Source organism: Ramlibacter sp. MAHUQ-53 (assembly GCF_052600055.1).
The window spans coordinates 205,411-225,540 of sequence record NZ_JBQWTS010000006.1 but is presented as its reverse complement, the minus strand read 5'-3'; the positions used below and the strand labels follow the sequence as shown (position 1 = coordinate 225,540).

Genomic DNA, 20,130 nt, shown 5'->3' with positions numbered 1-20,130 from the left:
GATGCCCCCACCCGCCGCCTTCGCCCGACTTATCGCCCAGCGGATCCGCCACAGCACGCTGAAGGCGCGCCTGACGCTGTTCAGCCTGGTCATGTGCCTGGCCGCCACCCTGACCCTGGGGGTGTGGGGCAGCGAAAGGCTGCACCGCGACCTGGAGCACGTGCTCTCGCAGCAGCAGTTCAGCGTGGCCCAGATCACGGCCGACACCCTGGACCGGCAGCTGTCGGAGCGCTTCAACGCCCTGCGCGCCGTGGCCGAACTCGATGCGCCCTACGCCATGGGCAGCGATGTCGCCGCCCAGCGCCTGCTGCAGGAGCGCCCCGTGCTCCAGGGCATGTTCAACGGCGGCACCTTCATCACCGACGCCCAGGGCATCGCCATCGCCTCGATGCCCTTGTCGTCGGACCGGCAAGGCGTCAACTACGGCGACCGCGACTACATCCAGAAGGCGCTCAAGGAAGGCAAGGCCTCCATCAGCCAGCCCGTGATCGGCCGGGCCCTGTCCGTTCCGATCATCGCGATGGCGGTACCGATCTACAACCACCAGGGCACCGTGGCCGGCGCCCTGGTCGGGGTGATCAACCTGGTGGTCCCCAGCTTCCTGGACAACATCCAGCGCAGCGCCTTCGGCAAGACCGGCGGCTTCCTGCTCGTGTGCCCCGAGCACCGCGTCATCGTCACCTCGTCGGACCACAGCCGGGTGATGGAGAAGCTCCCCCCGCCGGGCGTGAACCGCGAGATCGACCGCTTCATCGCCGGCTTCGAGGGCACCGCCGTCCTGACCAGCCCGCAGGGGATCGAGGTGCTGGCCTCGGTCAAGCGCATTCCCTCGGCCAACTGGTATGTGGCCGTCACGCTGCCGACCGACGAACTCTTCGAGCCGGCGCACGCCCTGCAGCGTCACCTGATCTGGGCCTCCCTGGTGCTGGCGGCCGTCACCGGCTTCGTCAGCTGGCGGGTGGTGCGCGGGCAGCTCACGCCGCTGCAGCAGGCGGCCGACACCCTGGGCGCGATCACCCCGCAGCAGCTGCAGGACGGCCCGCTGCAGCCGCTGGCCGTGAAGCGGCCCGACGAGATCGGCAAGCTGATCGAGGCCTTCAACCAGCTCATGGGCGAGCTGGGTCGGCAGCGCGAGGCGGTGGGCAAGAGCGAGCAGATGTTCCGCACCGCCTTCCGCACCACGCCGGACCCGATCGGCATCAATCGCATGTCGGACGGGTGCTTCCTGCAGGTCAACGAGAGCTTCACCCGCGTCTTCGGCTGGACGCCCGAGGAGATGGTGGGCCGCACCTCCAACGACATGCGCCTGTGGCGACACCCGCACGAGCGCGACCTGATGGTGCAGGCGCTGGAGAAGACCGGCCGCTGCAGCCAGTTCGAGGCCGAACTGCGCGCGCGCGATGGCCGCGCCGTGACGGTGCGCATCGCCGCCAGCCTGATGGAGGTGGACGGCGAGCCCTGCATGCTCGTCATCCTCCAGGACATCACCGCGGCCAAGACCGCGCAGGCCCAGATCGACCGCCTCGCCTTCTCCGACCTGATCACCGGCCTGCCCAATCGCCGCCTGCTGATGGATCGCCTGGCGCAGGCCCTGCCGGAGTGCCTGCGCCATGGCCAGCGCGGGGCGCTGCTGTTCGTGGACCTGAACGACTTCCAGGGCTTCAATGACCTGCATGGCCATGCCGAGGGCGACCGGCTGCTGCGCGAAGTGGCCCAGGGCCTGCGCGAGGTGCTGGCGCCGGGCGACACGCTGGCGCACCTGGGCGGCGACGACTTCGTGGCCATGCTGCGGGAGCTGGCCCCGGACCGGGAGCAGGCGCTGGCCCAGGCCCGCGCCACGGCGCTGCGGGTGCTGGGCCGGGTGACGCGCCCGGTCCGCGTGGGCGAGGCCGAGCACACCTGCGGCGCCAGCGTCGGCCTGACCGTGTTCGGCGATCCCGGAGACAGCCCCGAGGACCTGTTCAAGCAGGCCGACCTCGCCATGTACGAGGCCAAGGCGGCGGGCCGCAACCAGGTGCGGGTGTTCGAGCCGGGCATGCACGAGAGCCTGCGCTCGCGCGCGGCGATCGAGGCCGGCCTGCGGGGCGCGCTGACCACCGGGGGGCTGCGCCTGCACTACCAGCCGCAGGTGGACCGCAGCGGGCACGTGGTGGGCGTGGAGGCCCTCCTGCGCTGGCAGGACGGCGAGCGCGGGCTGGTGTCGCCGGGCGAGTTCATCCCCGTGGCCGAGGAGACCGGGCTGATCGTGCCCATGGGCGCCTGGGCCCTGGACGAGGCCTGCCGACAGATCGCGCAGTGGGGCGACGACCCGCGCCTGGCGCACCTGGTGGTCGGCGTGAACGTGAGCTCGCACCAGGTGATGGACGACGCCTTCGTGGGCCAGGTGCTGGAGATCGTCGGCCGCCACGGCATCGCGCCCGAGCGCCTGAAGCTGGAGCTGACCGAGAGCGTGCTGGTCAACGACATCGAGTCGGTGGTGACCAAGATGCGGCAACTCAAGGACCGCGGCCTGCACTTCTCGCTGGACGACTTCGGCACCGGGTTCTCCTCGCTCGCCTACCTGAAGCGGATGCCGCTGGACGAACTCAAGATCGACCAGTCCTTCGTGCGCGACCTGGTGCAGGACGGCCAGGACATGGCCATCGCCCGCACCATCCTCGCCCTGGGCCAGACGCTGGGCCTGGAGGTGGTGGCCGAGGGCGTGGAGACCGAGGCGCAGCAGGAGCTGCTGGCCGGCATGGGCTGCCGGCGCTTCCAGGGCTACCTGTACTCGGCGCCCGCGCCGGCCGCCGTCGTCGAGGGCCTGGTGCGCCAGCGCGCCGCGGAGATCGCCGCGGCCGCCGATGCCGTCGACGCCGCCGACGACTGGATCACACCGGCCGAGTCCCCTCCAGCGTGATGCGCTGGAGGACCCGGCGGTGGCCGTGGTAGTCGTTGACCGGGTTGTGCATCACGGCGCGGTTGTCCCAGAAGGCGATGCAATCGAGCGGCCAGGACCAGCGGCAGGTGAATTCCGGCTTGACCTGGTGCTCGAACAGGAACTTCAGCAGCGGCTCGCTCTCGGCCTGCGTGAGACCCTCGATGCCCACGGTGTGGGCCGTGTTCACGAACAGCGCCTTCTCGCCGGTCTCCGGGTGGGTGCGCACCACCGGGTGGCGGGCCACGTAGTCCTTGGGCGGCGCGCCGGTGCCGTCGGTGCGCAGGCGGTCCTCGCGGGTCTTGGAGACATCGGCCTTGGCGGAACTGGAGATGCCCTGCAGGCCCTCGAGCAGGCGCTTCATGGTGTCCGACAGCGCCTCGTAGGCCGCGACCTGGCTGGCGAACATCGTGTCGCCGCCAAAAGGCGGCAGCTCCTTGGACAGCAGCAGCGTGCCCATGGGCGGCACCTCGAGGTAGGTGGTGTCGGAGTGCCAGACGCCGCCGAAGTTGACGCGCTCGTTCTCCAGCTTCTTGACCTCGATGATCTCGGGGAAGCCCTCGATGCCCTTCACGAAGGGGTACTCGATCGGCGTGCCGAAGGCACGGGCCACCTCCATGAACTGGGCCGGCTGCAGGGGCTGGCCGGTCATGAAGATGACCTTGTGCGCGAGGAAGGCGGCGCGCAGTTCGGCGGCCAGGTCGGCGGAGGGCTTCTGGCGCAGGTCGAAGCCGGTGACTTCGGCGCCCAGGGCGCCGGCGATGCGTCGGATTTTCACGGTCATGGGGTTTCCTTGTTGGTTCGATTGTCGGGCCAGCCCGCCTGGGTCTGGGCCTGGGCCGTGTGTTCGCCCAGGCGGGGCGGCAGGCGGCCATCGAGCACGGGCGAGCGCGAGAGGCGGATCGGGTTGGCGAGCACGCGGGCGAGGGTGCCGTCGGCGCGGGGCACCTCGCGCACCAGGCCACGGGCCTGCACGTGGGGGTCGGCAAAGACCTGGTCGATGCTGTTGATCGGCGCGGCGGGCACGCCGGCGCGATCGAGCAGCGCCTGGCACTCGGCCACGCTGCGGCGGGCGAAGGCCGCGCGCAGCAGCGGGTCCAGCGCCTCCTGGTGCGCAAGCCGGTCGCCGTTGCGGGCGAAGCGCGGGTCGACGGGCAGCGCAGCGAGGTCCATCGCCTCGCAGAAGCGGCGGAACTGCTCGTCGTTGCCCACGATCAGCATCACCTCGCCATCGCGGCAGCGGTAGCTGTCGCTGGGGAAGACGGTGGCCAGGCGGTTGCCCAGGCGGCGCGGCACCTTGCCGGTGGCCAGGTAGTTGGTGGCGATGTTGCTCAGGGTGGCGACCTGCACGTCCAGCAGCGACATGTCCAGGTGCTGGCCCTGGCCCGAGGCGTCGCGTTCGCGCAGCGCCGCGAGGATGCCGATCACCGAGTACAGCGCCGTCATCTGGTCCACCACCGACACGCCCACCTTGCGCGGGCCACCGCCGGCCTCGCCGTCGGCATTGCCGGTGATGCTCATGAGGCCGCCCAGGGCCTGGGCGATGGTGTCGTAGCCGGGGCGCTCGCGGTAGGGGCCGGTCTGGCCGAAGCCGGTGATGGAGCAGTACACCAGGCGCGGGTTGATCGCGCGCAGGCCCTCGTAGTCCAGGCCGTAGCGGGCCAGGGCATCGACCTTGTAGTTCTCCACCAGCACATCGGCCTGCGCGGCGAGGCGGCGCACCAGGGCCTGGCCCTGCGGGTCGGCCAGGTCGGCCACCACCGAGCGCTTGCCGCGGTTGCAGGTCCAGAAGTAGGCCGACTCCTCGGCCGGCTCGGCCGGCGCGGGCACCATGGTGGGCGGGGCCCACTGGCGGGTGTCGTCGCCCGTGACGGGGCGCTCCACCTTGATCACGTCGGCGCCGAGGTCGGACAGGATCTGCGCGGCGAACGGGCCCGCCATCACGCGCGAGAGGTCCAGCACGCGCAGGCCGTCGAGGGCGGGCAGGCCGGGCGCGGCGCTCACGGCTGCTCCCACTGCGGCGCGCGCTTCTCGGCGAAGGCCGCCAGGCCCTCGGCGCAATCGGGCATGCCGAAGACGGTGCACACCAGGTCCACCGCGCTGGCGGCGCCCTGGCGGTAGCCGTTGTCGGTGGCGCGCACGAAGGCGGCCTTGCCCAGGCGCATCAGCGTGGGGGACTTGCGGGCGAAGACCGCGGCCAGCTTGCGCGCCTCGGCCAGCACCTCGGCGGCGGGCGCGGTGCGGCCCACGAGGCCGAGGTCGGCCGCCTCCTGCGCGCCGAACACGCGGCCCGTGAACAGCAGGTCGAAGGCGCGGTTGCGGCCGACGATGCGGGGCAGGTGGTTGAAATGGATCGCGGGCAGCAGGCCCACCTCCAGCTCGGGGTAGCCGAAGGTGGCGTCATCGGCCGCGACGATCATGTCGCAGGTGATGGCGATGGACATGCCGCCGCCGCGCACCGAGCCGGTGATGGCCGCGATCACCGGCTTGGGCAGGCTGGCCTGCAGCTCGAACAGCTGGAAGTACAGCTTGTTCACGATGGCATGCGTATCGGCCGGCGTGCCGGCGGCGAAGCGGGGCAGGTCCAGCCCGCCGCAGAAGCGCCCGGGCAGCGCGCTGCCGATCACGATGGCCCGCACCTGCGGGTCGGCGCCGGCCTCGCGCAGGCGGGCCATGAGGGTGTCCAGCATCTCGTGGGTGATGCCGTTGACCGGGGGGCTGTCCATCAGGAGCTGGGCGATGCCGTCCTGCACGTCGTACTGGATCATTCGGGGGTGTCCTCGGAAGGTTCGGGGGCCGGGCGCACGCGGGCGCTGCCGGCGGAGAAGGCGACGGCCTCGCGCCCGGCGACGACGCAGCGCAGGCGCAGCGAAGCCGGGTCCCCGGCATCGCGCCAGATCTCGGTGCGCAGGGTCTCGCCGGGGAACACCGGCGCGGTGAAGCGTCCGCCCAGCGAGGCCAGGCGGGTCGGGTCGTCGCCGGCGCAGGCCTGCAGCACGGCGCGGCACACCACACCGAACGTGGCCAGGCCATGCAGGATCGGGCGCTCGAAGCCGGCGGCGCGCGCGGCGTGGGGGTCGGCATGCAGCGGGTTCGGGTCGGCGCTGAGGCGGTAGACCAGGGCGGCCTGGGGCAGCGTGGGGATCTCGACGATGTGGTCGGGCGCGCGCTCGGGCATCGTGACCGCGGGGCGGACCCCGGCGGGCGCCGCCGGCGCATCGCCCGCGAAGCCGCCGTCACCCCGGCACAGCGAGTGCTGCTCGATGGTGGCGACGAGCTCGCCGCTGGCCTCGTCGAACAGCTCGCGCACGAACACCAGCAGGGCGCCCTTGCCGGCGCCCTTGTCCACCAGGTCCACCACGCGGGTGCGCGAGCGCACCGCGCCCTTCGGCGGCAACGGGCGGTGGAACCGCACATGCTGCTCGCCGTGCACCACCTGGCGGGCGTCGATGCCGGTGCGCGGGTCGCTGACCCAGAAGCCGGGGTGGCACAGCACGTTGGCGAAGGTGGGCACGACCCGCAGGCCGCTCTCGTAGACGTAGCGCAACTGGCCCGCGTCGAGCGGGTCGCTGCCATAGCCCAGGGCCAGGGCGTAGAGGATCGCGTCCTTCTCGGTGTAGGCCTGGCGCAGCGGCGGGAACTCCCAGGCCCGGACGGCCTGCGCGTCGATCATGGTCAGACCGGGTCCCAGTCGAACACGTCCTGCGAGCGATCGAGCCTGTAGAACGAAGGCTGCATCGCCGGGATCACGCGCTCGGCCACCGTCTGCGGCGTCCAGCCCTCGGCGGTGTGCATCGCGCGCAGCGGGCGGCTCTGGCTCATGAGGAAGATCTCGTTGGCGCGCACCGCGAACACCTGGCCGCTCACCTGCGCCGCGGCGTCGCTCACCAGGCACACGGCCAGCGGGGCGATCTTGGCGGTCTCCATCTTCTTCAGGCGCTCCACGCGGGCCGCCTGCTCGGGCGTCTCGGTGGGCATGGAGCCGATCATGCGGCTGAAGGCGAAGGGCGAGATGCAGTTGGAGCGCACGTTGAACTTCGCCATGTCCATGGCGATGGACTTGGACAGCGCCACGATCCCCAGCTTCGCCGCCGAGTAGTTGGCCTGGCCGAAGTTGCCGATCAGCCCCGAGGTGGAGACCATGTGGATGTAGGCGCCCGACTGCTGCGACTTGAAGTGCGGCGCGGCGGCGCGCGAGACGTAGAAGGCGCCATTGAGGTGCACGTCGATGACGGCGCGCCACTCGTCCACGCTCATGTTGAAGAAGAAGCGGTCCCGCAGGATGCCGGCGTTGTTGATCACGGCGTCGATGCGGCCATAGCTCTCCACCGCCTGGGTGACCATGCGGTTCGCCGCGTCCCAGTCGGCGACGCTGTCGCCATTGGCCACGGCCTCGCCGCCGAAGGCGCGGATCTCGTCCACCACCGCCTGGGCGCGGGCCAGGTCGCAGCCCTCGCCGTTGACCGTGGCGCCCAGGTCGTTCACCACCACCTTGGCCCCCTCGCGGGCCAGGGCCAGCGCGAAGTCGCGGCCGATGCCGCCGCCCGCGCCGGTGACCAGGACCACCTTGTCCTTGACGAAGGTTCCGCTCATTTCGATTCCTCCCCGGAAGCCGGTCGCATGTGCGCGGTGGCGATCTCGTCGATGTGGTGCCAGATCTCCTCGCCCATGGGCCGCCGCGACTCCTCGAGGATGTGGCCGACCAGGCCCACCGCACGGGCCATCACGCCCAGGCCGCGGCAGATCTTCCAGTCGAAGCCCATCGTGCAGCACAGCGCGCCGATGGCGCCGGTGGCGTTCATGGGAAGCACCTTGCCGGTGGCGCGCCCGGCCTCCTCGGCGATCGCCTCCATCAGGCGCATGTACGGGCCGTCGAAGCCGGTCTCGCGGGCGATCTCCTGCAGGCGCGGGGCGCGCGGGTCCACCGGCTTGTGCACCGGGTGGCCGATGCCGGGGATGATGCGCTTGCCCTCGTGGGCGGACTTGACGACCTGGCGCGCGATCGCGGCGAAGTCGGCCTGCGCGTCGGCCTGGGGCATCACCTCGTACAGCAGCTTGGCCACCGCCTCGATGCTGCCCACGAACACGGTACCCAGGCCATTGAGGCCGGCGGCCACCGCGGACTGCATGGCCTCGGGCGCGCCCAGGTAGGTCAGGCGGGCGACCAGGGCGCTGGGCGTGATGCCGTGCTCCACCAGCGTGACCACCATCGCGTTGAACATGCGGGACTCGTCGGGCGAAGGGAAGCGCCCGGTCAGTTCCAGGAAGCCCATGTCGCCCAGGTTCAGGTTCCCCAGGATGTCGCGGGTGAAGTCACGCCCGAAAAGCGTGATGCTGCTGGCATTGCTCCAGCCGATGTCGGTGCGTATTTCCTTCTTCCTGCGCGGCATGGTTCTTTCCTGGTCTCCGGGTTGGCGATGCTAGGATCGGCACCGCCCAGGCACAAGTCAAATAATCTGAGTGATTGTTCATATCGGAACAGGCATTCCCACGGAGACGGCATGAAGGTCAACTTCAAGGTGCTCTCGACCTTCCTCTCGGTCGCCGAGCACACCAGCTTTCGCAAGGCCGCCGAGCAGCTGCACCTGTCGCTGCCGGCGGTGAGCATGCAGGTCAAGCAGCTCGAGGAGCGCCTGGGCGTGGCGCTGTTCCAGCGCACCACGCGGCGGGTGGAGCTCACGCCCGAGGGCGAGCAGCTGATGATCAGCACCCGCAAGGCAATGGCCGAGATCGACGGCGCGCTGGCGCGCCTGCAGCAGGCGGCCGACGCGCAGCAGGGCCACCTTTCCTTCGCCTGCGTGCCCACCATCGCCAGCACCCGGCTGCCGGCCCTGCTGGTGGAGTTCTCGCGCCAGTACCCCGGCATCACCGTGCGGGTGTTCGAGCTCACGCAGCCCGAGCTGCTGGAGGCGGTGCGCCGGCGCGAGGTGGACTTCGGCATCGGCCCCGCGCCCGACCGGCCCGGCGAGCTGGAGGTGCAGGCGCTGTTCGACGACGACTACGTCGCGGTGCTGCCCGCCGGGCATCCCTCGGCGGGCAAGTCCGGCATCACGCTGCGCGAGCTGTCGAAGATGCGGATGCTGGCGCTGGGCACCTCGCAGTTCCGCAAGCACCTGCACGCCACGCTGGAGGCCGAGGGCCTGCAGCCCGACCTGGGCTACGAGTTCACCCACGTGAGCACCACGATCGCGATGATCGAGGCCGGCCTGGGCGTGGGCATCCTGCCCGGCGTGGCGGTGCCCCGGCGCACCTCGCTGGCGGTGGTGCGCATCGTGCGGCCGGTGATGACGCGCACGATCTCCGTCATGACCATCCGCGGCCACACGCTCTCGCCCGCGGCGGCGCGCTTCGTGGCGATGTGCGGGCTGCTGGCGCCGCCGCCCGCGCCCAAGGGGCGCCGGGGGGCCCAGGCCGCGGCCTGAGGCCGGCGGCGGCCCGGGCGGAGCGGCGTTACTGCGGCTCGATGCCGGCCTGCTTCATCAGCCGCTCCCAGCGCGGGTTGTCGGTGCGCAGGCGCGCGGCCAGGTCCTTGGAAGACAGCGGCAGCACCGAGGTATTGAGCACCTGGAATTGCGCCTTGACGGGCGTGGTCGCCAGCGCCTGGCCGAGGGCGGCTTCCAGCTTGGCCACCACCGGCGCGGGCGTGCCGGCCGGCGCCATGATCGCGATGATCGTCTCCAGCGAGCCGGCGGCGCGCGGAAAGGCCTCCTGCAGCGTGGGCACCTCGGGCGCGCCGGCATAGCGCTGGGCCGAGGAGATGGCCAGGGCGCGCGCGGTCTTGCCGTTGATCTGCGCCAGGGCGCTGCCGATGTCCACCGCCGCCACCTGCACCTGGCCGCCGATCAGGTCGGTGATGGCCTGGGGGATGCCGCGGTAGCTCACCGCGATCGGCTTGGAGTCGGTGACCGTGGAGAACAGCGACACCGCCACCTGCCCGCTGGGCGAGCCGTAGGCCATGCTCACCGGCGGCTGGGCCTGCTTCGAGGCCTTGGCCAGGTCGGCGATGCTGCGCAGGGGCGAGTTCGCGGCGACCAGGAACATCATGGCGGTGGAGCCCACGCCGGCCACCGGGGTGAAGCTCTCCATCGGGTCATAGGGCAGCGTCTTGTACAGGCTGCGGGCCACGAACATGCCCGAGGAGCCGACCAGCAGGGTGTAGCCGTCCGGCTTGGCATTGGCCACGTAGGCCGCGCCGATGGTTCCCTGGGCGCCGGCCTTGTTCTCCACGACCACCGGCTTGCCCAGCGAGGTGGACAGGGCGGTGGCGAGCACGCGGGTGACGGCGTCGGTCACCGAGCCGGCGGGGAAGGGGGCGACCAGGGTCACCGGGCGGGAGGGGAAGTCGTCGGCCTGGGCGTGTACGCCAGCGGCGGCCGCGGCCAGCAGCGGCGCGGCGACGCAGGCCAGCAGGCTCCTGCGAGGGAACATCGTGTCTCCTGGTTGGAATAGGTTTTGCCGCAAGCCTAGGGCTTCGCACACGGTCGGACAAATCAAAGAATCTGAACGATTGTTCAGGCGCGAGTTCAGCCGCCCTGAACTATCCTTCCAATCATCTGAGTTGTGACGGCGTCGGGCGCTGCCTAGCATCCCGCAACCAGACAGGAGACCCGCCGCCATGGAGACGCCCCGCCCCAACCGACGCACCGTGGCCGCCGGCCTCGCCGCTGCCCTCGCCACCCTGCCGGCCCTGGCGCCCCTGCCGGGCCTCGCGCAGGACTTCCCTTCGCGCCCGGTGACCATCGTCGTCCCCTATGGCCCCGGCAGCTACACCGACCTGGTGCTGCGCCCCTTCGCGCCGGTGCTGCAGAAGCTCCTCGGCCAGCCGGTGGTGATCGACAACAAGGCGGGCGGCAACGGCGTGATCGGCAGCCAGTTCGTGGCCCGCGCGCGGCCCGACGGCTACACCCTGCTGGCCGGCTCCTCGACCACCCTGGCGGCCAATGCCGGCCTGTTCAGGGCCCTGCCCTACGACCCGCTCAAGGACTTCCAGCCGGTGGCGGGCCTGGCCTCCACCTCGATGATGTTCCTGGTACGCGCGGACGCCCCGGCGCGGGACCTCAAGTCCTTCCTGGCCCATGCCGCGCGCCAGCCCCAGCCGCTAGCCGTGGGCTACGGCTCCTCGAGCGCCCAGGTGGCGCTGGCGCAGCTGGCCAAGGCCAGCGGCGTGCGCTTCACGCCGGTGCCGTACAAGGCCACGCCGCAGGCGATGACGGACCTGATCGGCGGGCAGGTGCCGGCGGCGATCTCGGATGTGAGCAACGGCGTGCCACACGTGCGCGCCGGCAAGCTGGCCGCCCTGGCGATCTCGGCGGGCAAGCGCAGCCTGGCCGCGCCCGAGGTGCCCACGCTCGACGAGGCCTTCCCCGGCACGCAGCTGGTCACCTGGATCGGACTGGTCGCGCCGGCAGGCACGCCGCCCGCGGTGGTGGAGCGCATCGGCCAGGCCGTCACCGCCGCCCTCGCCTCGCCGGAGTTGCGCCAGCAGATGGCGGCGCTGTCCACCGACCTCGAGCCCATGTCCGCAACCGAGATGGGCCGGCGCATGCAGCAGGACCACGCCCAGTGGCTGGACCTGATCAGGGCCGCCGGCATCCAGCCCGAGTGACCCGGGCCGCCCTCAGGCGGGGCGTTTGCGAATCAGGTATTTCTGCAGCCCCTCCATCACCAGTTCACCGCGCTGGTTGTGGACGGTCGATCGCAGCGTGAGCACGCCGGTCGTGCGATTGGGCTCCAGCCCCGTGACCTCGAGCGCGGGGTAGACCGTGTCGCCTACGAACACCATCCCGAGGAAGCGGCTGCTCTGCTCGATGAAGCCCTTGAGCGAGTCCTCCACGTAGTAGGCGAACAGGCCCGCGCCGCCGCAGGTCTGCGCCAGCACCTGGAATCCGTGGGCCAGCATGTGCGGCATGCCGCGGGCCCGGCAGTACTCCACGTCGTAGTGGACCGGATGGTTGTCGCCGCTGGCCATCTGGAAGGCGGCGAAGACGCCGTCGGTCATGGTGCGCGAGGGCAACACGAAACGGTCACCGAGCCTGAAGTCCTCGAACCAGCGGGTCTCGACCATCCGGTGCTGGCGCGGATCGAAAGGCGGCTGCGCAGCGCCGCCGGCCGAGGGGGTATTCGTGCGCACACTCATTGCGGGCGCAGCCCCAGCTCGCGCACCAGTGCGCCGGTCGCCGCGCTCTCGACCTGGACCGAGCGGGCCAGCTCGGCGCCGTCGCGCCAGGCCGCCTGCACGCCCAGGGCTGCGAGCTTGTCGACCACGTCGGGCTTGTTCATGACGAACTGCAGGTCAGCCTGGATCCGATCCTGGACCACCTTGGGCAGGCCCTTGGGCGCCAGCACGATGTGCGAGAGCGAGATGCGCTGGTCGCGGATGCCCTGCTCCTGCAGCGTGGGCACCTGGGGCAGCGTCTTCAGGCGCACCGGCGTGGTCACCGCCAGCGCGCGCAGCTTGCCCGATTGCAGGTGGGGCAGGTTGTTCACCACCGCGTCCACGCCGACCTGGATTTCACCACCCAGCAGGGCCTTGGTCACGTCCGGCCCGCTCTTGTAGGGAACCCAGGTGAACTTGACCTTGGCCTCACGGGCGAACTGCTCCTGCACCAGCTGCGTCACCGTGGCCGGGCCGCCGGAGTTCAGCGCGCCAGGCTTGGCGCGGGCCTGGTCCACCAGCTCGGACACCGAACGCGCAGGGAACGCGTCGGGCACCAGCACCAGCATGGGCACGTCGGTGGCCTGGCCGATGAAGGTGAAGTCAGTCATCGGGTCATAGGGCACCTTGAGGGTGTGGGGCGTGAGCGTGAGCGTGGAATTGATCGCCATCAGCAGCGTGTAGCCGTCGGGTGCGGCGCGCTGCACCTCGGCGGCGGCGATCACGGTGTCGCCGCCGGGCTTGTTGTCGACGATGACCTGCTGGCCCCAGCGCTCGGACAGTTGCTGCGCGATGGTGCGGGCCGTCACGTCCGCGGTGCCGCCGGCCCCGAACGGAATGACCAGTCGCACGGAGCGCGCCGGCCAGGCCGGGGACTGGGCGTGCGCTGCCAGCACGGGCGCGAGGAGAGCGAAGCCGGCCGCGCACGCGGCGAGGCGACGACTGATGCGAGTCATGGGGATATCTCCTGGTGTAGTTCTGCGTCACAAGCGAAGACGCGGTGCCTGCACTCCACGCAGTGCCGCGCCAGTGTCTGGCAGGCGCAGGCCCGACCACAATTCATTTAAGTTGAAGCGGTGTTCAGGCTGCGGCGCGCATGGCGCAGCCTCAGGAAAACCGAACCACTCTTCACCAAATCTGACTTGTGCGCGGCGCGGAGGCGTCACTAGGATCGCTCATGCTTTCTCCTGCTGACTCCACGGCGGGCGCGCTGCCCCGCCCTGCCCTCGTCACTTCCCGCGAGGACAAGCGCCTGCTCATTGGCGGGCGCTGGGTGCCCTCGCTGTCGGGCCGGACCTTCGAGACCGCCGACCCGGCCACCGGGGAGGTGCTGGCGCGCCTGGCTCGCGGCAGCGCCGCCGATGTGGACGCCGCCGTCACCGCCGCGCGCCGAGCCTTCGAGAATGGCTGGAACCGCGCCAAGCCGTTTGAACGCCAGCGCCTGCTGCTGCGGTTCGCCGACCTGGTGGAGGCGCACTACGATGACTTCGCCATGCTCGACACGCTCGACATGGGCATGCCGATCTCCCGCAGCACGCTCAATCGCAACCGCGTGGTGGGCATGATCCGCTTCTACGCCGGCCTGGCCACCGCGCTGCAGGGCCAGACCATCGAGAACTCGCTGCCCGGGTCCTTCCTGTCGTACACGACCAAGGAGCCCGTGGGCGTGGTCGGCGCGATCACGCCCTGGAACGGGCCGACCACCCAGGCGGTGTGGAAGATCGCGCCGGCGCTGGCCGCCGGCTGCACCCTGGTGCTCAAGCCGGCGGAGCAGGCCAGCCTGTCATCGATCCGGCTCGCGGAATTGATCCAGGAGGCGGGCTTTCCCGACGGCGTGCTGAACGTGGTCACCGGCGACGGCGAACCCGGCGCCGCGCTGGCCGCCCACCCCGGCGTGGACAAGGTCGCCTTCACCGGCTCCACCGAGACCGGCCAGGCCATCGTGCGCGCCTCCGCCGGCAACGTGAAGCGGCTGTCCCTGGAGCTGGGGGGCAAGTCGCCCGACATCGTCTTCGCCGATGCCGACGTCGAGGCCGCCGCGGCCGGCGCGGCGGCGGCCATCTTCGCCAACTGCGGGCAGCTGTGCGTGGCCGGCAGCCGGCTGTTCGTGCAGCGCGGGATCTATGAGGAGTTCGTGCAGCGCGTGGCCGACATCGGCAGCCGGCTGAAGATCGGCTCCCCCCTGGACCGTGCAACCGAGCTGGGCCCGCTGGCCTCCCCCGAGCAGCTGGACAAGGTTGCCGGCTTCCTCGATGCCGGCCCGCGCGAAGGCGCCCGCACCATCACCGGCGGGCGCCGCCTCACCGAGGGCGCGCTGGGGCGCGGCTGCTTCGTGCAGCCCACCGTGTTCGCCGACGCCGACGAGCGCATGCGCATCGTGCGCGAGGAGATCTTCGGCCCGGTGCTCAGCGCCATGCCCTTCGACACCGAGGAGGAAGTGGTGCGCCGCGCCAATGACACGCCCTACGGCCTGGGCTCGGGCGTATGGACCCGCGACATCGGCCGCGCCCACCGCATGGCCGGCGCGCTTCGCAACGGCACGGTGTGGATCAACTGCTACCTGCAGATCGACCCGGCCATTCCCTTTGGCGGCTACAAGATGTCCGGCTACGGGCGCGAGTCCGGCACCGAGCACATGGACCACTACCTGCAGACGAAATCCGTGGTGGTGAATCTCGCATGAGCGCCGCCATGCAGACCATGGAAAGCTACCAGCTGGTCGAATGGGGCAAGCCCCTGCAGCTGCGCCTGCGCGAACGGCCCCGGCCGCAAGGGCAGGAGGTGCTGGTCAAGGTGGAGGCCGCGGGCGTGTGCCACAGCGACATCCACCTGCGTGACGGCTACTTCGACCTGGGCGGCGGCAAGCGCCTGACCGCGGCGCAATACGGCGCCAAGCTGCCCATGACCCTGGGCCACGAGATCGCCGGCACGGTGGCCGAGGTCGGCCCCGAGGTACAGGGGCTGGCGGTGGGCACGCGGGTGGTGGTCTACCCCTGGATAGGCTGCGGTCGCTGCGAGGCCTGCCAGGAGGAGCGCGACACCGACTGCGAAGCCCAGCGCAGCCTGGGCGCCAAGGGCGATGGCGGCTTCAGCGACCACGTGCTGGTGCCCAAGGCACGCTACCTGGTGCCCACCGGCGCGCTGGACCTGCGCCTGGCGGCGACCTTCGCCTGCTCCGGCCTCACCGCCTACGGCGCCCTCAAGAAGATGCCGCCGATGCGGCCGACCGACCGCCTCCTGGTCATCGGCGCCGGCGGCCTGGGGCTGGCCTGCCTGTCGGTCGCGCCGCAGGTGACTCAGGCGACCACCGTGGTGGCCGACATCGACCCGGCCAAGCTGGAGGCGGCGCGGCGCCAGGGCGCGGGCATCACCTTCGACTCGCGCACGCCGGACACGGCATCGGCGCTCAAGGCGGCGGCGGGCGGGCCGATCCGCGGGATCATCGACTTCGTCGGCTCCAGCGAGACCGCGGCGCTGGCGATGGCCGTCAGCGTCAAGGGTTCGGTGATCGTCATCGTGGGCATGATGGGGGGCAGCCTGGAGGTGCCGCTGCCGCTGCTGTCGCCGCGCAACCTCACCCTCCGCGGCTCGCATGTGGGCACGCTCGACGAGCTCAAGGCCCTGGTGGCCTTCGCCAACGAGGGCCGCATGCAGCCCCTGCCGGTGGGCACGCGGCCGATGCGGGAGGTGAACGAGGCGATCGACGACCTCGAGGCCCGCCGCACGGTGGGCCGGGTGGTGCTGACGCCCTGAGTTCCCGCGCGGCGGCACGGACCGCGCGCGGATGCGGGAAAATCGGGGCCGTTCGCCACTTCCCCCTGCGCGCGTGCCCTCCTCCCCGAACGCCCCCGCCCGGGCCGCCCCCTCGCCCCGCTTCGAGACCCTGCCCAACGGCCTGACCCTGCTGGCGGTGCCCATGCCGCAGCTGGCCAGCGCCAGCGTCGCCATCTTCGTGCGCGCCGGCTCGCGCGACGAGGCGGCGGCCCAGGCCGGGGTGAGCCACTTCCTGGAGCACATGGCCTTCAAGGGCACGGCCACGCGCACGGTGCAGGCGATCAACCTGGCCGCCGAGTCGCTCGGCGCGGACCTCAACGCCTACACCGACAAGGACGCCACCTGCTACTACCTCGAGGGCCTGGGCGAGCACGCGCCGCAGATGCTGGAGCTGCTGGCGGACATCGTGCTGGCCAGCACCTTCCCGGCGGACGAGATCGAGCGCGAGCGCGACGTGATCCTGCAGGAGGCCACCGAGTACGACGAGGACCCGCAGCAGCTGTCCTACCAGCTGCTGGACGCCGCGCTGTGGGGCGACCACCCCATGGGCCGGCCCATCATCGGCACGCCCGGGACCATCGGCGCGATCACCCGCGACGACCTGGTGGCCCATGTCGGCGCGCACTACCGCGCGCCCCGCATCGTGGTGGCCTGCGCCGGCCACTTCGACGTCGACGCCTTCCTGGCCCAGGCCGCCCGCCTGTTCGCCGCCGCGGCGGCGGGCGAGGCCCCCGGCCGCACCCCGCCGCGCGCCCCGGCGCACCGCGGCCAGGCCAAGGCCCGGCGCCTGCCCGGAATCTCGCAGACCTGGGTGAACGTGGCCTGGCCCACCGCCAGCCGCGCCGAGCACCCGCACCTGGCCAGCCTCGCGGCCACGCTGTTCGGCGGCGGCATGAGTGCGCCGCTGGTGGACGCCGTGCGCGAACGCCTGGGCCTGGCCTACTCGGTGGGCGCGGCCGCCGAGGTCGGCGACCTGCACGGCGTGTTCATGGTCGACGCCACCACCACCCCCGACAAGGTCGAGGCCTTCACGCGGGAGCTCGCGCGCCTGATGGCCGTGCATGCGCAGGGCATCGCGCCGGTGGACTTCGAACGCGCGCGCAACCAGGTCCGCGTGGGCCTGGTGCGCACGGCCGAACGGCCCCTGCGCATGCTGCAGCGCTGCGTCGACCAGCTCTGGGCCGGCGGCGGCACCTTCACCGTGCGCGAGGCGATCGAATCGGTGGACGCCATCGGCCCCGAAGCGCTGCGCCAGGCCTTCGAGGCGATGCGGGCCCACCCGCCGGCGACGGTGCTGGTGGGGGCCGGCGCGACCGCCCGCGCCGCCCGCGAGGTCCAGGAGCGCCTGCGCCTGGGCGCCTGAAAGCGCTTCTTCAGCGCCGCCGTATTCCGTAAGATGGGCAGCCCGGCCCGGGGAGCCCTGCCGGGGCTGCCAGCCGGACGGAGTCACACATGAGTGAACTGCTGCCGCTCGAGCTGCGGGGATTCCAGCGCAAGGTGCTGGCCATCTTCGGGATCGTCGCGGTTCTCATTGCCGGCCTGGCCGGCGTCACCTGGAAGGTGGCGGCCGACGCCGCCGACGCCGCGAAGTGGGTGAACCACACCTACGAGGTGCTGGACCACCTCGGGCGGATCCAGCTCGACACCGTGCGCATCGAGCTCGCCACGCAGGGCTTCCGGGTGTCCGGGGACCCCGCCCGGATCGAGGAGCGCGACCGCCTCGCCGATGCCCGCGAGCGGTCACTGGCGCAGGTCGAGGCCCTGGTCCGCGACAACCCGGCGCAGGAAGACCGGCTCGCGACGCTGCGCGCAATCATCGCCCAGCGCCTGGCCATCAGCCGCGAGGTGGAGGCCGTGCGCCGGTCCGCCGGCGCCGAGGCGGCCAACGCGCACGTGCAGACCCTGCCGCTGGCGCAGACCCGCCAGGCCGCCGCCGGGATCCTCGACGCGATGATGGGCGAGGAACGGCGCCTCCTGCGGGAGCGCCAGGAGCTGCGCCAGAGCCGCCAGCGCCTCGTGGTGGCCGGGAGCGCGGCCTCGGCCGTCCTGGTGCTGGCGCTGCTGGCGGCCACCTACGTCCTGATCCGCCGGCAACTGGGGCTGACGGAAGCCAGCCGCCAGGCCCTGGCGCGCAGCGAGCGCAGCCTGCAGGCGACGCTGCTGTCCATCGGCGACGGCGTGATCGCCACCGACACCGGGGCCTGCCTGGTCCACATGAACCCGGTGGCCGAGGCGATGACGGGCTGGAGCGCCGAGGAAGCCCGGGGCCGGCCGATCGCCACGGTGTTCCGCATCATCAACGAGCACACCCGCGAGCCCGCGCCCATCCCGGTGCAGGAGGCGCTGGCGACCGGCGAGGTGCGCGGCCTGGCGAACCACACGGTGCTGGTGGCGCGCGACGGCGTCGAGCGGCCCATCGCCGACAGCGCCGCCCCGATCCGCAACCTGGACGGCCAGATCACCGGCGTGGTGCTGGTCTTCCGCGACATGACGGCCGAGCACGAGGTGGCCCGGCTGGTCCAGGAACGCAATACCCGCCTGGAGAGCGAGGTCGCCGCGCGCACGCAGGAGCTGCGCGAGAGCCAGGCCCGCCTGCAGGCCTACCAGGCCGAGCTGGAGGTGGCGAACCAGGAGCTGCAGGCCCTGTTCGATCATGCGCCGGTGGGCATCCTGGTCAGCCGCCAGCGCCGGGTGGTCAGCTGCAACCGCAAGCTCGAGGAGCTGCTCGGGTACGACGCCGGCGAGCTGCAGGACCAGGTCACGCGCCCCTGGTACGGCAGCGAGGAGGAATTCCTCGCCGTGGGCGCCGAGGTCCGCGAGGCCCTGGCCGCCGAGGGCACGAGCTCGCGCGAGATGCCCCTGGTGCGCAAGGACGGGACGCGGCGCTGGTTCCGCTTCCGGATGCAGGCGCTCAACCCAGGCGAGGCCGCCGGCCTGGTGCTGACCATCATCGAGGACGCCAGCGAGGAGCACGAGACCCTGGAGCGGCTCGAGCAGCAGAAGGCCCGGGCCGTCGCGGAGAACGCGGCCAAGGGCTCCTTCCTCGCCAACATCAGCCACGAGATCCGCACCCCGCTCAATGCCATCACCGGCATGGCGCAGCTGATGCGCCGGCGCGGCCTGGAGCTCGACCAGCGTGCCCGCCTGGACAAGATCGAAACGGCCGCGGAACACCTGCTGTCGGTGGTGAACGACGTGCTGGACCTGTCGAAGATCGACGCCGGAAAGTTCGTGCTGGACGACCAGCCGATGCAGGTCGGCGCGGTCATCGCCAACGTGGTCTCCATGCTGCAGGACCGCGCCGCGGCCAAGCAGCTCGAGCTGGCCAGCGAGGTGCAGGCCCTGCCCCCCAACCTGTGCGGCGACGCCACCCGCGTGCAGCAGTGCCTGCTCAATTACGCGGGTAACGCGATCAAGTTCACGCACCGCGGCAAGGTCACCCTGCGCGCCCTGCTGGCGGCGGAGGACGACGAGGGCGTGCAGGTGCGCTTCGAGGTGGCCGACACCGGCCCCGGCATCGCCCCGGCGGACCTGGACCGCCTGTTCGCCGCGTTCGAGCAGGCCGACAACTCCATCACCCGCCAGCATGGCGGCACCGGCCTGGGCCTGGCCATCACGCAGCGCCTGGCCAACCTCATGGGCGGCGAGGCCGGGGCCTCGAGCACGCCGGGCCAGGGCAGCACCTTCTGGTTCACGGTGCGGCTTCGCAAGGCCGCCGGCGAGGTGGCGGCCCCGCCCGAACAGGCCTGGGAAGACGGCGAGCTGGCCCTGCGCGCGCGCTGCGCCGGCGCCCGCGTGCTGGTCACGGACGACGACCCGATCAACCGCGAGCTGACCAGCATCCGCCTGAAGGAGGCCGGCCTGCTGGTGGACCTGGCCTGCGACGGCGAAGAGGCCCTGGAGATGGCGCGCGCAGCCCCCTACGACCTGATCCTCATGGACATGCAGATGCCCCGCGTGGACGGGCTCGAGGCGACGCGTCGCCTGCGCCGCATGCCCGGGCTGGCCGGCATCCCCGTGGTGGCCATGACGGCCAACGCCTTCGCCGAGGACCGCATCCGCTGCCTGGAGGCGGGCATGAACGACTTCATCCCCAAGCCCTGCAAGCCCGAGCAGTTCTACGGGACCATGCTGGCGTGGCTCAAGCCGCGGCCCGGCGCCGGAGGTTTTTCCGGATAAGCCGCCTTGCGCGGTCATCCATCCGGATTTCGGCGGAATCGCCGAATGATTTTCGGAGTCCGTCCGGATGCATGACGCGTTTCCGAAGCCCTTTCTGCGCGGCCGG

The 20,130-nt window shown here is 71.6% G+C and carries 16 protein-coding genes; 7 read left to right on the top strand and 9 right to left on the bottom strand.

The window, feature by feature from the left end; genetic code table 11:
- The first annotated feature begins 1 nt into the window (after position 1).
- Positions 2-2,899, top strand: coding sequence for a bifunctional diguanylate cyclase/phosphodiesterase (locus tag ACT80S_RS11470; RefSeq protein WP_377415804.1), 2,898 nt, complete (start codon positions 2-4; stop codon positions 2,897-2,899).
- Here the strand turns inward: ACT80S_RS11470 and ACT80S_RS11465 are convergent.
- From ACT80S_RS11465 to ACT80S_RS11440, 6 genes are read right to left on the bottom strand one after another with little or no spacing between them, the layout of a single operon-like run.
- Positions 2,871-3,701 carry a TauD/TfdA dioxygenase family protein gene (locus ACT80S_RS11465; RefSeq protein ID WP_377415803.1) on the bottom strand — a complete coding sequence of 277 codons (831 nt, stop codon included), beginning with the start codon at positions 3,699-3,701 and terminating at the stop codon, positions 2,871-2,873. The genes ACT80S_RS11470 and ACT80S_RS11465 overlap by 29 nt on opposite strands.
- On the bottom strand, positions 3,698-4,921 hold the full coding sequence (locus ACT80S_RS11460; RefSeq protein ID WP_377415801.1) for a CaiB/BaiF CoA transferase family protein: 1,224 nt from the start codon (positions 4,919-4,921) through the stop codon (positions 3,698-3,700). Before ACT80S_RS11460 ends, ACT80S_RS11465 begins: the two co-directional genes overlap by 4 nt.
- On the bottom strand, positions 4,918-5,685 hold the full coding sequence (locus tag ACT80S_RS11455; protein ID WP_377415800.1) for an enoyl-CoA hydratase/isomerase family protein: 768 nt from the start codon (positions 5,683-5,685) through the stop codon (positions 4,918-4,920). Before ACT80S_RS11455 ends, ACT80S_RS11460 begins: the two co-directional genes overlap by 4 nt.
- Positions 5,682-6,590: a MaoC/PaaZ C-terminal domain-containing protein gene (locus ACT80S_RS11450; protein ID WP_377415798.1), complete on the bottom strand. Its 909-nt coding sequence runs from the start codon at positions 6,588-6,590 to the stop codon at positions 5,682-5,684. The genes ACT80S_RS11455 and ACT80S_RS11450 overlap by 4 nt, the downstream gene beginning before the upstream one ends.
- Before the next feature lie 2 nt (positions 6,591-6,592).
- On the bottom strand, positions 6,593-7,510 hold the full coding sequence (locus ACT80S_RS11445; RefSeq protein WP_377415797.1) for an SDR family NAD(P)-dependent oxidoreductase: 918 nt from the start codon (positions 7,508-7,510) through the stop codon (positions 6,593-6,595).
- Positions 7,507-8,307 (bottom strand): citryl-CoA lyase, encoded by an 801-nt coding sequence (locus ACT80S_RS11440; protein WP_377415795.1) that lies wholly within the window; start codon positions 8,305-8,307, stop codon positions 7,507-7,509. The genes ACT80S_RS11445 and ACT80S_RS11440 overlap by 4 nt, the downstream gene beginning before the upstream one ends.
- A 111-nt stretch (positions 8,308-8,418) precedes the next feature.
- On the opposite strand from ACT80S_RS11440, the gene ACT80S_RS11435 reads away from it, so the two are divergent.
- Positions 8,419-9,339, top strand: coding sequence for a LysR family transcriptional regulator (locus tag ACT80S_RS11435; RefSeq protein WP_377415793.1), 921 nt, complete (start codon positions 8,419-8,421; stop codon positions 9,337-9,339).
- A gap of 28 nt (positions 9,340-9,367) precedes the next feature.
- On the opposite strand, the gene ACT80S_RS11430 is transcribed toward ACT80S_RS11435, so the two are convergent.
- On the bottom strand, positions 9,368-10,345 hold the full coding sequence (locus ACT80S_RS11430) for a Bug family tripartite tricarboxylate transporter substrate binding protein (RefSeq protein ID WP_377415792.1): 978 nt from the start codon (positions 10,343-10,345) through the stop codon (positions 9,368-9,370).
- A gap of 187 nt (positions 10,346-10,532) precedes the next feature.
- Between ACT80S_RS11430 and ACT80S_RS11425 the strand changes: the two genes are divergently transcribed.
- On the top strand, positions 10,533-11,522 hold the full coding sequence (locus ACT80S_RS11425; protein WP_377415790.1) for a Bug family tripartite tricarboxylate transporter substrate binding protein: 990 nt from the start codon (positions 10,533-10,535) through the stop codon (positions 11,520-11,522).
- 12 nt (positions 11,523-11,534) lie between these two features.
- Here ACT80S_RS11425 and ACT80S_RS11420 read toward each other — a convergent pair whose 3' ends face one another.
- Both ACT80S_RS11420 and ACT80S_RS11415 read right to left on the bottom strand, forming a co-directional pair.
- A complete protein-coding gene (locus ACT80S_RS11420; protein ID WP_377415871.1) occupies positions 11,535-11,981 on the bottom strand; it encodes a MaoC family dehydratase in 447 nt (148 codons plus the stop codon).
- A gap of 68 nt (positions 11,982-12,049) precedes the next feature.
- Complete coding sequence (locus tag ACT80S_RS11415; RefSeq protein WP_377415788.1) at positions 12,050-13,027, bottom strand: Bug family tripartite tricarboxylate transporter substrate binding protein; 978 nt, start codon at positions 13,025-13,027, stop codon at positions 12,050-12,052.
- A 221-nt stretch (positions 13,028-13,248) separates the two neighbouring features.
- Here ACT80S_RS11415 and ACT80S_RS11410 point away from each other — a divergent pair, with 221 nt between their 5' ends.
- From ACT80S_RS11410 to ACT80S_RS11395, 4 genes are all read left to right on the top strand, one after another.
- A complete protein-coding gene (locus tag ACT80S_RS11410; RefSeq protein ID WP_377415786.1) occupies positions 13,249-14,754 on the top strand; it encodes an aldehyde dehydrogenase family protein in 1,506 nt (501 codons plus the stop codon).
- Positions 14,751-15,824, top strand: a complete 1,074-nt coding sequence (locus tag ACT80S_RS11405; protein WP_377415784.1) for an alcohol dehydrogenase — start codon at positions 14,751-14,753, stop codon at positions 15,822-15,824. Before ACT80S_RS11410 ends, ACT80S_RS11405 begins: the two co-directional genes overlap by 4 nt.
- 73 nt (positions 15,825-15,897) lie before the next feature.
- Positions 15,898-17,208, top strand: coding sequence for a M16 family metallopeptidase (locus tag ACT80S_RS11400; protein ID WP_377415782.1), 1,311 nt, complete (start codon positions 15,898-15,900; stop codon positions 17,206-17,208).
- Between the two features lie 89 nt (positions 17,209-17,297).
- The gene (locus ACT80S_RS11395; RefSeq protein ID WP_377415780.1) at positions 17,298-20,024 is read left to right on the top strand and encodes a response regulator; all 2,727 of its coding nucleotides are present in this window, start codon (positions 17,298-17,300) and stop codon (positions 20,022-20,024) included.
- Positions 20,025-20,130 lie beyond the last annotated feature (106 nt).